The organism is Streptomyces sp. NBC_00358, assembly GCF_036099295.1.
Classification (GTDB): domain Bacteria; phylum Actinomycetota; class Actinomycetes; order Streptomycetales; family Streptomycetaceae; genus Streptomyces.
In genome coordinates this window covers 382,602-397,375 of record NZ_CP107976.1, presented here as the reverse complement: position 1 = coordinate 397,375, position 14,774 = coordinate 382,602, and the positions used below count along the sequence as shown (strand labels likewise).

The following is a 14,774-nucleotide window of genomic DNA, read 5'->3' as shown; positions in this document are numbered from 1 at the left end:
GGACGGATGAGGCGGATGAGCAGCAACGAAGACAGGCTTCTCGATTATCTCAAGCGCGTCACCGGAGACCTTCGTCAGGCCCGGGAGCGTCTTCGCGAGGTCGAGGAGAAGGACCAGGACCCCATCGCGATCGTGGGTATGGCGTGCCGGTATCCGGGCGGGGTGCGTTCGCCGGAGGACCTGTGGCAGTTGGTGGTGTCCGGTGGCGACGCGGTCGGTGACTTTCCGGCGGACCGGGGCTGGGACGTGGAGGGCATCTACGATCCGGACCCGGATGCGTCCGGCAAGACGTACGCGCGCCTCGGTGGATTCCTGTACGAGGCGGGGGAGTTCGATCCGGGGTTCTTCGGGATCAGCCCGCGTGAGGCCGTGGCGATGGATCCGCAGCAGCGGCTGCTGCTGGAGACCTCGTGGGAGACGTTCGAGCGGGCGGGTATCGACGCGGAGTCGGTGCGCGGCAGCCGTACCGGAGTCTTCGTCGGCTCCGGCTACCAGGACTATGTCAACCTCCTGGTCGGGGTGGGCGGCGAGTCCGACGGCCATCTGGGGACCGGCAACTCCGCCAGCGTGATGTCCGGCCGTATCGCCTACACCTTCGGTCTGGAGGGCCCGGCCGTCACCGTCGACACGGCGTGTTCGTCGTCGCTGGTGGCGCTGCACTGGGCGGCCCAGGCCCTCCGCAACGGCGAGTGCACGATGGCGCTGGCCGGCGGTGTGCAGGTGATGACCACCCCCACCGCGTTCGTGGAGTTCAGCCGGCAGCGCGGGCTGGCCCCCGACGGACGGTGCAAGGCGTTCGGTGCCGGGGCCGACGGCACCGGCTGGGCCGAGGGCGTCGGCATGCTGCTGGTGGAGCGGCTGTCCGACGCCGTGCGCAACGGGCACCGGGTGCTGGCGGTGGTGCGGGGCAGCGCCGTGAACCAGGACGGTGCGTCCAACGGCCTGACAGCGCCGAACGGTCCGGCGCAGCAACGGGTGATCCGCCAGGCCCTGGTAGGGGCCGGCCTGTCTCCCGCTCAGATCGACGCGGTGGAGGGGCACGGTACGGGGACGCAACTGGGTGACCCGATCGAGGCGCAGGCGCTGCTCGCCACGTACGGCCGGGAGCGCCCGGAGGGCCGGCCGCTGTGGCTGGGTTCGCTGAAGTCCAACATCGGCCACGCACAGGCCGCGGCCGGCGTCGGCGGCATCATCAAGATGGTCATGGCGATGCGCCACGGCATCCTGCCCCGGACCCTGCACGCGGACGAGCCGACGCCGCACGTGGACTGGTCGGCCGGTGACGTCCGGCTGCTGACCGAGGCCGTGGAGTGGCCGGAGACCGATCACCCGCGCCGGGCCGCGATCTCGTCCTTCGGCGTCAGCGGCACCAACGCCCACACCATCATCGAACAGGCCCCGCCGGCCCCGGCCGAGGAGCCCGCGGGAGCCCCCGCCGACGGCCCCCTGACATGGGTGCTCTCCGCCAGGAGCGATGCGGCGCTGCAGGACCAGGCGGCCCGACTGCTGCCCTTCGTACGAGGCGAGGCCCGGTCGCGGGACGTGGGGCTGTCGCTGGCCACGACCCGCGCGACCATGCGCCACCGGGCCGCGGTCGTGGGGGAGAACCGTGAGGAACTGCTCCTCGGGCTGGCGGACCTGGCCGCCGGGACCCCTTCGTCCCGTGTGCTGCTGGGGCGCCCGGCCGGCGGCAAGACCGGCTTCCTCTTCTCCGGTCAGGGCTCGCAGCGCCTGGGCATGGGGCGTGAACTGCACGCGGCGTTCCCCGTCTTCGCCGCGGCCTACGACGAGGTGTGCGCGCGCCTGGACGCCCCGCCCGACGTCGATGCCGAAACGCTTCACTTGACCGGGTGCGCCCAGCCCGCCCTCTTCGCGGTCGAGGTGGCCCTGTTCAGGCTCCTCGAATCCTTGGGCGTCCGGCCCGACTTCGTCATGGGGCACTCCGTGGGCGAGATCGCCGCCGCGCACGTGGCCGGTGCGTTGTCCCTCGACGACGCGGCGAAGCTGGTGTCCGCGCGCGCCGCGCTGATGCAGGCCCTGCCCGCAGGTGGCGCGATGGTGGCGGTCCAGGCCGGCGAGGCGGAGGTGCTGCCGCACCTCACCGGCGGGGTGGGCGTCGCCGCGGTCAACGGCCCCTCGTCGGTGGTGGTTTCCGGTGCCGAGGATGCCGTGCTGGAGATCGCCGAGGTGTTCGCCCGGCAGGGCCGCAAGACGTCCCGGTTGAAGGTCAGCCACGCGTTCCACTCGCCGCTGATGGACCCGATGCTGGAAGAGTTCGCGCGGGTCGTCCGTGGCCTGGCCTTCGAAGAGCCCCGACTGCCCGTCGTCTCCAACCTGACGGGTCGGCTCGTCGAGTCGTACAGCCCCGAGTACTGGGTCCGGCACGTGCGTGAGGCCGTCCGCTTCGCCGATGGCGTCGGGACCCTGCACGGCCTGGGGGCGACCACGTTCGTCGAGATCGGCCCCGGCGGAGTCCTCAGTGCCCTGGCGCAGGCCTGCGTGGACGAGGCGGTCACCGTGCCCGTGCTGCGCGGTGACCGCTCCGAGCGGCAGGCGCTCGTGATGTCCCTGGCCCAACTGCACACGCACGGCGTCTCCGTGGACTGGAACGCGTTCTTCGCCGGTGCGCGCAGGACCGATCTGCCGACCTACGCCTTCCAGCACGAGCGGTACTGGGTCGACGCCCCGGACAAGGCCGCCTCCGTCGTGGACCCGGTGGACGCGGAGTTCTGGGAGAACGTGGAGCGCGGGGATTTGCCGGCGCTCGCCGAGACCCTGGGCATCGGGGCGGGGGACGCGTTCGGCGACGTACTGCCGAGGCTGTCGTCGTGGCGGCGCGAGCGCAAGGAGCAGTCCACCGTCGACGACCGGCGCTACCGCGAGTCGTGGAAGCGCCTGGGCGAGCCCGCTCCGGCCGGCACCGGCGGTACCTGGCTGTTCGCCGTGCCGGAGGAGGAGAACGAGCAGACCGCCGCGGTCCGCACCGCGCTCACCGCCCGCGGCGCCACCGTGCGGACGCTGGTCGTCGGCGCGCAGAGCGACCGCGCCGCTCTGGCCGGGGAGCTGGCCGGGACCGGGCCGGTCGACGGCGTGCTGTCCCTGTTCGTCACCGGCGACCCCGTGCTGCCCACCCTGCTGCTCGTCCAGGCCCTGGGCGACGCGGGCGTCGACGCCCCGTTGTGGTGCCTCACCTCGGGCGCGGTGGCCGTCAGCGGCTCCGACGCGTTACGCGACGCCCGGCACGCCCAGGTCTGGGGCCTGGGCCGCACCGTCGCCCTGGAGCTGCCCCGGCGCTGGGGCGGCCTGATCGACCTGCCGGAGTCCGTCGACGACCGGGCCGCCGGACGCCTGGCCGACGTGCTGGGACAGGCTCTGACGGGCCGGTGGGAGGAGGACCAGCTCGCCGTCCGCGCCTCCGGCGTCTTCGCCCGGCGGCTCGCCCACGCACCGGCACGGGCCGCCACCCGCCGCTGGCAGCCCCGCGGCACCGTCCTCATCACCGGTGGGACGGGCGCGCTGGGCGGCCACGTCGCCCGCTGGCTGGCGCGCGACGGCGCCGAACACCTCGTCCTCACCAGCCGCCGGGGCGCGAACGCCCCGGGCGCCGCCGCCCTGCGGGACGAGCTGGAAGCCCTCGGCACCCGCGTCACACTCGCCGCCTGCGACGTGGCCGACCGCGACGCCGTGGCGGCCCTGCTCGCCGAGCACTCCTTCACCGCCGTCGTACACGCAGCCGGAGTCGCCGACGGCGGCACCGTGGACGCCACCACCCCGGCCGCCTTCGCCGCCGCGCTCGCCGCCAAGACCGGCGGCGCGGCGCACCTGGACGAGCTGCTGGGCGACCAGGAGCTCGACGCCTTCGTCCTCTTCTCCTCCGTCTCCGGCGTCTGGGGCAGCGGCGGCCAGGCCGCCTACGCCGCCGGCAACGCCTTCCTCGACGCCCTCGCCCGGCAGCGCCGCGACCGCGGCCGCACCGCGACCGCCGTCTCCTGGGGGCCCTGGGCCGACGGCGGCATGGTCGAGGACGGCGACGACGAGGAGCGGCTGCGCCGCCGCGGCCTGCGCGCGATGACCCCCGCATCGGCGATCACCGCCCTGCAGCGCGCGCTCGACCGCGACGAGACCCTGCTGACCGTGGCGGACGTGGACTGGCCGCGCTTCATCGTGCCGTTCACCCTCGGCCGGTCCAGCCCGCTGCTCGGCGACCTCCCCGAGGTACGCGCGACGCTCGCGGAGGACGCCCCCCAAACGGGTCACGGTTCCGGAGCGCTCGCCGAGAGCCTGGCCGGGCTGTCGCACGAAGACCGCGCACGCGCCCTCGTGGACCTCGTACGCACGCACGCCGCCGCCGTCCTCGGCCACCGCACAGCGGCCGCCGTCGAGGCCGACCGGCCCTTCCGGGACCTCGGCTTCGACTCCCTGACCGCCGTGGAACTCCGCAACCGCATCAACGAGGCCACCGGCCTCGGCCTGCCCACGACGCTGGTCTTCGACCACCCCACGGCCGCGGACCTCGCCGCCCGCCTGCTCGCCGAACTCACCGGCGGCCACGACGTGGCGGCCACGGCCGCAGCGGCGACCGCGGTGCCGGCCGAGCCGATCGCCATCGTCGGGATGGCCTGCCGCTACCCCGGCGACGTGCGTTCGCCCGAGGACCTGTGGGAGCTGGTCGCCTCCGGCCGCGACGCGATCTCCCGCTTCCCCGGCAACCGAGGCTGGGACGTCGAGGCGCTCTACCATCCGGACCCCGACCACCCCGGTACCACGTACACCACCCAGGGCGGATTCCTGCACGACGCGGACGAGTTCGACCCCGCCGTCTTCGGAATCAGCCCGCGCGAGGCCGTCGCCATGGACCCGCAGCAGCGCCTGCTGCTGCAGACCACCTGGGAGGCCTTCGAGCACGCCGGGATCGCCCCCCACACGATGCGCTCCACCGCCACGGCCGTCTTCGTCGGCTCCGGCTACCAGGACTACACGGGCCGCCCGCTCAAGGTGCCCGACGGCGTCGAGGGCTACCTTCCCAGTGGCAACGCGGCCAGTGTGATCTCCGGCCGGCTCTCCTACACCTTCGGCCTGCGAGGGCCGTCGGTCACCGTCGACACCGCGTGCTCGTCCTCACTGACCGCTCTCCACCTCGCCGTACAGGCGCTGCGGGGCGGCGAGTGCTCCATGGCACTGGCCGGCGGCGTGATGGTGATGGCCGGACCGTCCGCGTTCACGATGTCGAGCCGGCAACGCGCGCTGTCCGCCGACGGCCGCTGCAAGGCGTTCTCCTCGTCGGCCGACGGAACCGGCTTCGCCGAGGGCGTGGGCCTGGTCCTGGTCGAGCGGCTGTCCGACGCCGTGCGCAACGGGCACCAGGTCCTCGCCGTCGTGCGGGGCAGCGCCGTCAACCAGGACGGCGCCTCCAACGGCCTGACCGCGCCCAGCGGCAGGGCCCAGCGGGAGGTCATCCGGCAGGCGCTGGCCAATGCCCGGCTCGCCCCGGACGAAGTGGACGCCGTGGAGGCCCACGGCACCGGAACCCGGCTCGGCGACCCGATCGAGGCGCAGGCGCTGCTCGCCACGTACGGCAACGGGCGCAGTGCGGACCGGCCGCTGTGGCTGGGCTCGCTGAAGTCCAACATCGGCCACGCGCAGGCGGCCGCGGGCGTCGGCGGCGTCATCAAGATGGTGATGGCCATCCGCAACGGAATCCTGCCGCGGACGCTGCACATCGACGAGCCGACCCAGGACGTCGACTGGACCGACGGGAACGTGCGCCTGCTCACCGAGCAGACCGCCTGGCCCGACCGGGACAGGCCACGGCGTGCGGCCGTCTCCTCGTTCGGGATGAGCGGCACCAACGTGCACACCATCATCGAGCAGGCCCCGAGGACCGCGCCCGCCACCGACGGCGAGCAGGCCACCGCAGCGCAGGACGCGACCGCCGCCCGGCCCCTGGACGTGCTCCCGTGGGCGCTGTCCGCGAAGACCGCCCGGTCCCTGCGCGAGCAGGCCCGCCGGCTGCTGCACCACCTCGACAGCGCCGAAGGGCTCTCCCTGCCCGACGTCGGTCGCAGCCTCCTCACCACGCGGACGCAGTTGGAGCAGCGGGCCGTGGTCGTCGGCCGTGACCGGCACGAGCTGCGGGCCGGGCTCGCGGCGCTCGCCGACGGCGAACCCACGGACGCCGTGGTCCAGGGCACCGCCGCGGCCTCCGGCAAGGTCGCCTTCGTCTTCCCCGGCCACGGCTCGCAGTGGACGGAGATGGCCCGCGACCTGCTCGACACCTCCCCGGTCTTCGCCGAGCAGGCCAGGGCCTGCGCCGAGGCGTTCGCCCCCTACCTCGGCCGGCCGCTGCTGGAGGTACTGCGCGCCGAGCCGGGCGCACCGAGCCTGGACGAGGTGGACGTCGCCCAACCCGCCCTGTTCACGGTGATGGTGTCGCTGGCCGCCCTGTGGCGCTCCCACGGTGTGACGCCTGCCGCCGTCGTCGGCCACTCGCAGGGCGAGGTCGCCGCCGCGTACGTCGCGGGCGCGCTGACACTGGACGACGCCGCACGGATCGTGGCCCTGCGCAGCCGCTCGCTGACCAGGCTCATGGGCAAGGGCGCCATGCTCGCGGTCGCCATGCCCGCCGACCGGGCCCGCGCGAGACTGGAGAAGTACGGGGACCGGCTGTCGGTCGCCGCCGTGAACGGGCCTGCCGCCCTGACCGTCTCCGGAGACCCCGACGCGGTCGACGAACTCCTGGCGGAACTCGAAGCCGAGGGCGTGCGCGTGCGCAAGGTCCGCGGCGCCACCGGCGCCGGGCACTCCGCCCAGGTCGAGAGCCTGCGCCCCGAACTGCTCGACCTGCTGGCCCCGGTCGCGCCGCGCGCGGCGGACATCCCCTTCTACTCCGCGGTGACCGGCACCGTGCTGGACACCACCGCCCTCGACGCCGAGTACTGGTACCGCAACGTCCGGCACACGGTGGAGTTCGAGCGGACCGTACGGACGCTGCTCGCCGACGGGCACGGGGTGTTCGTCGAGTGCAGCCCGCACCCGCTGCTGGCCGACGCGGTGCAGGAGATCGCGGAGGAGGCCGGTGCCGCCGCCGTGACCGGCGCCTCGCTGCGCAGGGGCCAGGGCGGCATGGACCGCTTCCTGCGCTCCGTGTCCGAACTGCACGTGAGCGGCGTGCACGTGGACCTGACGGTTCCCTTCTCCGGGCGTCCGCCACGGCACGTGGACCTGCCGACGTACGCGTTCCAGCGGCAGCGGTACTGGATGGACAGCGCCGACCCGGTGCCGGCGGGCGCAGATCCGGTCGAGGCCGGGTTCTGGGAGCTGGTGGAGAACACGGACCTGTCCGGGCTCGCCGAGGAGCTCGGGACGGACGACGCCGCCCTCATCGGCCCGGCGCTGCCGGTACTGTCCGCGTGGCGTCGGCGCAGCCGCGAGAAGTCCACGGTGGACGGCTGGCGCTACCGGGTTTCCTTCCGGCGGCTGACCGACCACCCGGCCCCCGGTCTGGACGGCCTGTGGCTCGCCGTCCTGCCCGCCGGGCTGGCGGACGAGCAGTGGGCGCCCTGTGTCGTCGGCGTGCTCGGCGCCCATGGCGCCAAGGTGCGGGTCGTCGAACTCCCCGCCGACTGCGACCGCGCCCGGGCCGCGCAGCGGCTCACCGAGGAACTCGGCGGCGAACAGCCCGCCGGTGTCCTCTCGATGCTCGGCCTCGCCACCGGCCGCCACCCTGTCCACCCGACGTTGTCCGCGAGCCTCGCCGCGACCGTCACCCTGCTCCAGGCGCTGGGCGACGCGGACGTCCGGGCACCGCTGTGGTGTGCGACCAGCGGAGCCGTGTCCACCGGAGCCACCGACCCGCTGCGCGACGCCGACCAGGCACAGCTCTGGGGCCTGGGCGTCGTCGCCGCACTGGAACTGCCCCGGCGCTGGGGCGGTCTCGTCGACCTGCCCGAGAAGCTGGACGAGCACGCGCTGCGCCGCCTGGCCGGAGTGCTGGCCCGGCACGACGAGGACCAGCTCGCCGTACGGGGCGACGGCGTGTACGGCCGGCGCATGGTCCGGGCGCGGCCCGCCGACGCGGAGCCCGCGACACCGTGGCGGCCTCGCGGCACCGTCCTGGTCACCGGCGGAACCGGCGGCGTGGGCCGCCACCTGGCCCGTTGGCTGGCCGGCGCGGGCGCACAGCACATGGTGCTCACCAGCAGGAGCGGGCCCGACGCCCCCGGTGCGCAGGAGCTGCACGCGGAACTGACCGCCCTGGGCGCCGACGTGACCATCGCCGCCTGCGACATCGCCGACCGCGACGCGGTCGCGCGGCTGCTCGCCGGCATCGAGTCCCGGCACCCGCTCACCGCGGTGCTGCACGCCGCCGGCACGGCACGGTCGTCCATGCTGGCCGTCGCCGGTCTCGACGAGTTCGCCGAGACCGCGGCCGCCAAGGTCGCCGGCGCGGTCCACCTCGACGAGCTGCTCGACGGCCGTGAACTGGACGCTTTCGTCCTCTTCGCCTCCGGTGCCGGCGTCTGGGGCAGCGGTGGGCAGGCCTCCTACGCCTGCGCCAACGCCTTCCTCGACGCCCTGGCACTGCGCAGGCGGGCCCGCGGCCTGAGCGCGACCTCGGTCGCCTGGGGCGGGTGGGCGGGCGGCGGCATGGTCGACGACGCGGTCCAGGAGCGAGGCGAGCGGCGGGGCCTGGGCACCATGGCCCCCGAACTCGCGATCTCCGCCCTGCGCCAGGCCGTCGATCACGACGAGGCGGCCCTCGTCGTCGCCCCGATCGACTGGGAGAAGTTCCTGCCCGCCTTCACCGTGGGACGGCCCAGCCCGCTGCTGGCCGACCTGCCCGACGTACAGCGGCTCCTGGAGACCGAGCGGTCCGTCGGCGAGGAGACCGGCGCCGGAGCGGAGCTGGCGACCGCGGTCGCCGGACTCACCCCCGCCGAACAGGAGGAACGGCTGCTGGAGCACGTCCGCGCCCAGAGCGCCGTGGTGCTCGGTCACGCGTCGGCCGAGGAAGTACCGCCCACCGCGCACTTCCTGGAGCTCGGCTTCGACTCACTCACCGCGATCGACCTGCGCCGACGCCTGTCCGCGGCGACCGGTCTGCGCCTGCCCGCCGGACTGGCCTTCGACCATCCCACACCCGCCAGGCTCGCCCAGCACCTGGCGGCACGGCTCCGGGGCGCCGGCCGCGGCGCGGCGGAGGAGGAGCGGCCCGCCGACATGCTGGTCCAGCTCTACCGGCACGCGAGCGAGAACGGGACGGCCGCCGAGGCCATGGGGATGCTGATGGAGGCGGCCCGCTTCCGGCCCTCGTTCGCGCGGCCCGAGGAACTGGACCGGCGGCCCGCCCCGGTGCGCCTGTCGCAAGGCGACCTTCCCTACGCGCTGATGTGCCTCTCCCCGTACGTCGTACCGGCCGGGGCGCACCAGTACGCGCGGTTCGCCGCCCCCTTCCGCGACCGGCTGGACGTGTGGGCACTGGTCAACCCCGGCTACGAGAAGGGCGAGCCGGTCCCGTCCGATCCGGACGTCGTGCTCCGCCTGCACGCGCAGACCGTACGGGAGTGCGCCGGCGGAAAGCCGGTCGTCCTGCTCGGCTACTCCTCGGGCGGCTGGATCGCCCACGGAGTGGCGGCACACCTGGAGGCCATGGGCGAACGGCCGGCGGCCGTGGTGATGGTCGACAGCTTCAGCCGGCAGGTCCCCTTCGACCACCAGGTGCTGGGCGCGATGGCCCAGGCGCAGTCGCAGCGCCTGGACTTCATGAGGTCCGGCGGCGAACAGCTCACCGCGATGGGCCGCTATATGAGCCTCTTCGACGACTGGGCCGCGCCGCGGATCGCCGCGCCGACCCTGCTCGTACGGGCGAGCGAGCCCATGTCGGCCGACGCCGGGCGCGCGGCACCGCCCGAGCACGTGGACACGACCGTCGAAGTGACCGGAAACCACTACTCGATGCTGGAGGACCACGCCGGCACCACCGCGGCGGCGGTGGATTCCTGGCTGGCGGACGTCGTCACCGATGTTTCCGGCCCCGCCGCACCTCCGGACGCGACGACCGCATGACCGGCCCGCGACCACCGCGAGCCCCCCGGACCCGGACAGAGCAGATGTGGGAGTGAGAACATGACGAAAGCTCTCTACGAGATGGGCGAGACCCCGCCGCTCGGTGAGGTCCCGCGGCAGATGTACGCCTCGGTGATCCGCCAGAACCGCTTCGGAGAGCCGAAGCAGGCGTTCCGCACCGAGGTCGTCGACACCCCGGCGGTGGACCGGGGCCAGGTGCTGGTCTATGTGATGGCCGCCGGCATCAACTACAACAACGTGTGGTCCGCGCTGGGCAAGCCGGTCGACGTCATAGGGATGCGGCAGCGCCAGGGCCGGCCCGAGGACTTCCACATCGGAGGCTCGGAGGCCTCCGGCGTGGTGTGGGCCGTCGGCGAAGGCGTCCGCAGTGTCAAGGTGGGCGACCATGTGCTGCTCACCAGCGGCCAGTGGGACGAGGCCGCCGCGGACATCCGGATGGGCACGGACCCTCTGGTCTCGGAGAGCATCAAGGCCTGGGGGTACGAGACCAACTACGGTTCCTTCGCGCAGTTCTGCCGCGTCGACGAATACCAGTGCCACCCCAAGCCCGCCCGCCTGTCGTGGGAGGAATCGGCGGCCTTCCTGCTCACCGGGCCCACCGCCTACCGGCAGTTGTTCGGCTGGCAGGGCAACACGGTCCGCCCCGGCGATCCCGTCCTGATCTGGGGCGGCGCGGGCGGACTCGGCTCGATGGCCATCCAGCTCGTCAGGCTGGCCGGCGGCATCCCGATCGCCGTGGTCTCCAGCGAGGACCGCTCCGCGTACTGCCGCCGTCTCGGCGCGGCGGGCACCATCAACCGCCGCGACTTCGACCACTGGGGCCGGCTGCCCGACGCCGGGGACGCCGAGGCGTCGGCGCGGTTCCTGCGCGGCGCCCGCGGGGTCGGCAAGGAGGTCTGGGCGATCCTCGGCGAGCGCAGGTCCCCGCGGATCGTGCTGGAGCACAGCGGCCAGGACACCCTGCCGACCTCGATGTACCTGTGCGACAACGCCGGCATGGTGGTGATCTGCGGCGGCACCTCCGGCTACAACGGAGACGTCGACCTGCGCCACCTGTGGATGCGCTCCAAGCGCCTCCAGGGCTCGCACTACGCCGACACACGCCAGTGCCGCGAGGTCATCAACCTCGTCGGCGCCGGCATGCTCGACCCCTGTCTGTCCGTCTGCGACGGCTTCCAGGACATCGGGCGCATGCACCAGATGATGCACGACAACGTGCACCCCTCCGGGAACATGGCCGTCCTCGTGAACGCGCCCCGGCGCGGCGGTACCACGCTCGAACTCTCCGCCGCCTGACCGTCCCGCCGTACGAACTCCCTTTCCACGTACGAACCCCCTTTCCACAAGCGCAAGGAGAGTCATGCCCGAGCCCACCGCCGCCGCGCCCGCCGCGCCCGCCGTTCCCAAGGCCCGCAGCTGCCCGTTCCTGCCGCCGGACGGCATCGACGGCATCCGGGCGGCCGCCCCGGTGACCCGGGCCACCTTCACCAGCGGCCACGAGGCATGGCTGGTGACCGGTTACGAGGAGGTGCGCGCCCTGCTGCGCGACCCCTCGTTCAGCGTTCAGGTGCCCCACGCACTGCACACCCGGGACGGCGTCGTCACCCAGAAGCCCGGTCGAGGCAGCCTGCTGTGGCAGGACGAACCGGAGCACACCTCGGACCGCAAGCTGCTCGTCAGGGAGTTCACCGTCCGGCGCATGCAGGCGCTCCGGCCGAACATCCAGCGCATCGTCGACGAACACCTCGACGCCATCGAGGCGCGGGGCGGCCCGGTCGACCTGGTGAAGACCTTCGCCGATCCGGTGCCGTCCATGGTGATCTCCGACCTGTTCGGTGTCCCGGTCGAACGCCGGGCGGAGTTCCAGGACATCGCCGAGGCGATGATGCGGGTCGACCAGGACGCCGCCGCCACCGAGGCCGCCGGCATGCGCCTGGGCGGGCTGCTCTACCAGCTCGTCCAGGAGCGCCGGGCCGACCCCGGTGACGACCTGATCTCGGCGCTGATCACCACCGAGGACCCCGACGGCGTCGTCGACGACATGTTCCTCATGAACGCGGCCGGCACCCTGCTGATAGCGGCCCACGACACCACCGCCTGCATGATCGGCCTCGGCGCGGCGCTGTTCCTGGACCGCCCCGACCAACTGGCCCTGCTTCGCGAGGACCCGTCGCTGGTCGGCAACGCGGTCGAGGAACTGCTGCGCTACCTCACCATCGGCCAGTTCGGCGGCGAGCGCGTCGCCACCCGGGACGTGGATCTCGGTGGCGTGCGTATCGCCGAGGGCGAGCAGGTCGTCGCGCACGTCCTCGCCGCCGACTTCGACCCCGCCTTCGTGGAGGAGCCGGAGCGTTTCGACATCACCCGCCGCCCCGCCCCGCATCTGGCCTTCGGCTTCGGCGCACACCAGTGCATCGGCCAGCAACTCGCCCGGATCGAGCTGCAGATCGTCTTCGAGAGCCTGTTCCGCCGTTTCCCGACCCTGCGCCTGGCCAAGCCCGTCGAGGAGCTCCGCTTCCGCAGCGACATGGTCTTCTACGGCGTGCACGAGCTGCCCGTCACCTGGTGACCTGAGCACCCGGTCCGCTCCCGCGGGAGATCGGCGCACGCGGACCGCGTGCGCCGATCACGCCTTGCCACGCCGCCTCCCGCCGCGGGCGGCGAGGCCGCCGGACACCGGCGGCCGACCTGCTTCGGGGCGAACTGCCGCCGGACGGCGGGATTTCGCACGCCGGTCGCCGTGCCGCCGTGACCTTCCTGTCCCTGCCACGGCCCTCGTGCTCGTCCTGCCGCGGCCCTCGCGCCGACGGCCCCGAAGCCGCCTGCGGCACGGCACAGCCCGACGAGGCGCGGCGGCCATGTCCCGGAGCCCGGCGCGCAGTCCGTTCACCGAGGCCACCGTCACCGAGTGCGGCGACCGTTCGTCCTCCGTGTCCCGGCAGGCGTCCGGCGTCCGGTCGGCCGCCGAACACTCCGACGACCGGCCACGACGGCGTGGAGGAACCCGTGTCGGCAACTCGCGGCCCACTCGCCGACGAAGGCCGGAGCCTGCCGGCCGGGTGCCGACCGGACTGCGCACGGCCTCGCCGACGGACCGAAACCTGTGTTCCACAGCCCATCACGCACCGATGAACGACCGCACCGCCGATTGTTCGAAAGGCACGACATGACCGAGACCGACATCCGCCGTACCGGGCCGCGGGCCCCGGCCTTCCCGCAGGACCGGACCTGCCCGTACCGGCCGCCGACCGCCTACGCGCTATGGCGGGACGAGAGCCCGCTGACGCGGGTCACGCTGTTCGACGGCCGGCCGGCGTGGCTGATCACCGGGCATGCCGAGGGACGGGCCCTGCTCGTCGATCCCCGGCTGTCCTCCGACTGGGGGCACCCGGAATTCCCCGTCGTCGTCCGGCGCACCGAGGACCGCGGAGAGCTCGCGTTCCCGCTGATCGGCGTCGACGACCCCCTGCACGCCCGGCAGCGGCGCATGCTGATCCCCAGCTTCGGCGTCAAGCGCATGAACGCCATCCGTCCCAGGCTTCAGAGCCTCGTCGACCGGCTCCTGGACGACATGCTGGCGAAGGGACCGGTCGCGGACCTGGTGTCGGCCTTCGCGCTGCCCGTGCCCTCCATGGCGATCTGCGAGCTCCTCGGCGTCCCGTACGGCGACCACGGCTTCTTCGAGGAGTGCTCCCGCAATTTCGTGGGCGCAGCGACGCCGACGGAGGCCGACGCGGCCTTCGGCGAGCTCTACACCTATCTGCACGGCCTGGTAGGGAAGAAGCAGGCCGAGCCCGAGGACGGCCTGCTGGACGAGCTGATCGCACGCCAGGTGGAGGAGGGCGACCTCGACCACGACGAGGTGGTCATGATCGCGCTGGTCCTGCTGGTGGCCGGCCACGAGACCACCGTCAACGCGATCGCCCTCGGTGCCCTCACGCTCCTCCAGCACCCCGAGCAGACCGACGTGCTGCTGCGCGACCCCGGTGCGCTCCCGGGAGTGGTCGAGGAGCTGCTGCGGTTCACCTCCGTCTCCGACTACGTGGTCCGGCTGGCCAAGGAGGACATCGATGTCGGCGGCGAGACCGTCAGGGCCGGGGACGCGGTGCTGGTCTCCATCACACTGATGAACCGCGACGCCAAGGCGTACGAGAACCCCGACGTCTTCGACGCCCGGCGCACCGCACGTCACCACGTCGGCTTCGGCCACGGCATCCATCAGTGCCTGGGGCAGAACCTCGCCCGCGCCGAGCTCGAGATCGCCCTCGGCGCGCTCTTCGCCCGCATCCCGGGCCTGCGGCTGGCCGTACCCCTGGACCAGGTGCCCATCAAGGCCGGCCACGACGGCCAAGGGCCGATCGAGCTCCCCGTCACCTGGTGAGGGCCCGGGCGGAAGGAACGGAAGGAACGGAAGGAAGAGAGGCGGACCACACCATGCGCATCACCATCGACCGCGACCGGTGCATCGGCTCCGGCCAGTGCGTCATGACCGCACCCGGCGTCTTCACCCAGGACGACGACGCGCTGGTCGCCCTGGTCCCGGGACACGAGGACGGGGCGGGGGACCCGCGTGTGCACGACGTCCCCATGGCCTGTCCGGTACAGGCGGTCGCGATCCACGAGGACTGAGCGGCATCGGCCGTGGGACTCGGGGTCCGCGACCGTGCGAGTGGTGGCTCTTCGGGAGT

General features: G+C 73.4%; 4 protein-coding genes and 1 pseudogene. All 5 read left to right on the top strand.

The window, feature by feature from the left end; genetic code table 11:
• Positions 1-15: 15 nt before the first annotated feature.
• Positions 16-10,065, top strand: a pseudogene (locus tag OHT01_RS01750) (type I polyketide synthase); the annotation flags it as partial.
• A 60-nt stretch (positions 10,066-10,125) separates the two neighbouring features.
• Positions 10,126-11,382: a crotonyl-CoA carboxylase/reductase gene (ccrA, locus tag OHT01_RS01745; protein ID WP_328551290.1), complete on the top strand. Its 1,257-nt coding sequence runs from the start codon at positions 10,126-10,128 to the stop codon at positions 11,380-11,382.
• Positions 11,383-11,446: 64 nt separating this feature from the next.
• Positions 11,447-12,655 (top strand): cytochrome P450, encoded by a 1,209-nt coding sequence (locus OHT01_RS01740; RefSeq protein WP_328551289.1) that lies wholly within the window; start codon positions 11,447-11,449, stop codon positions 12,653-12,655.
• Positions 12,656-13,252: 597 nt separating this feature from the next.
• Positions 13,253-14,467: a cytochrome P450 gene (locus OHT01_RS01735; protein ID WP_328551288.1), complete on the top strand. Its 1,215-nt coding sequence runs from the start codon at positions 13,253-13,255 to the stop codon at positions 14,465-14,467.
• A gap of 53 nt (positions 14,468-14,520) precedes the next feature.
• A complete protein-coding gene (locus OHT01_RS01730) occupies positions 14,521-14,715 on the top strand; it encodes a ferredoxin (RefSeq protein WP_328551287.1) in 195 nt (64 codons plus the stop codon).
• Positions 14,716-14,774: the final 59 nt, after the last annotated feature.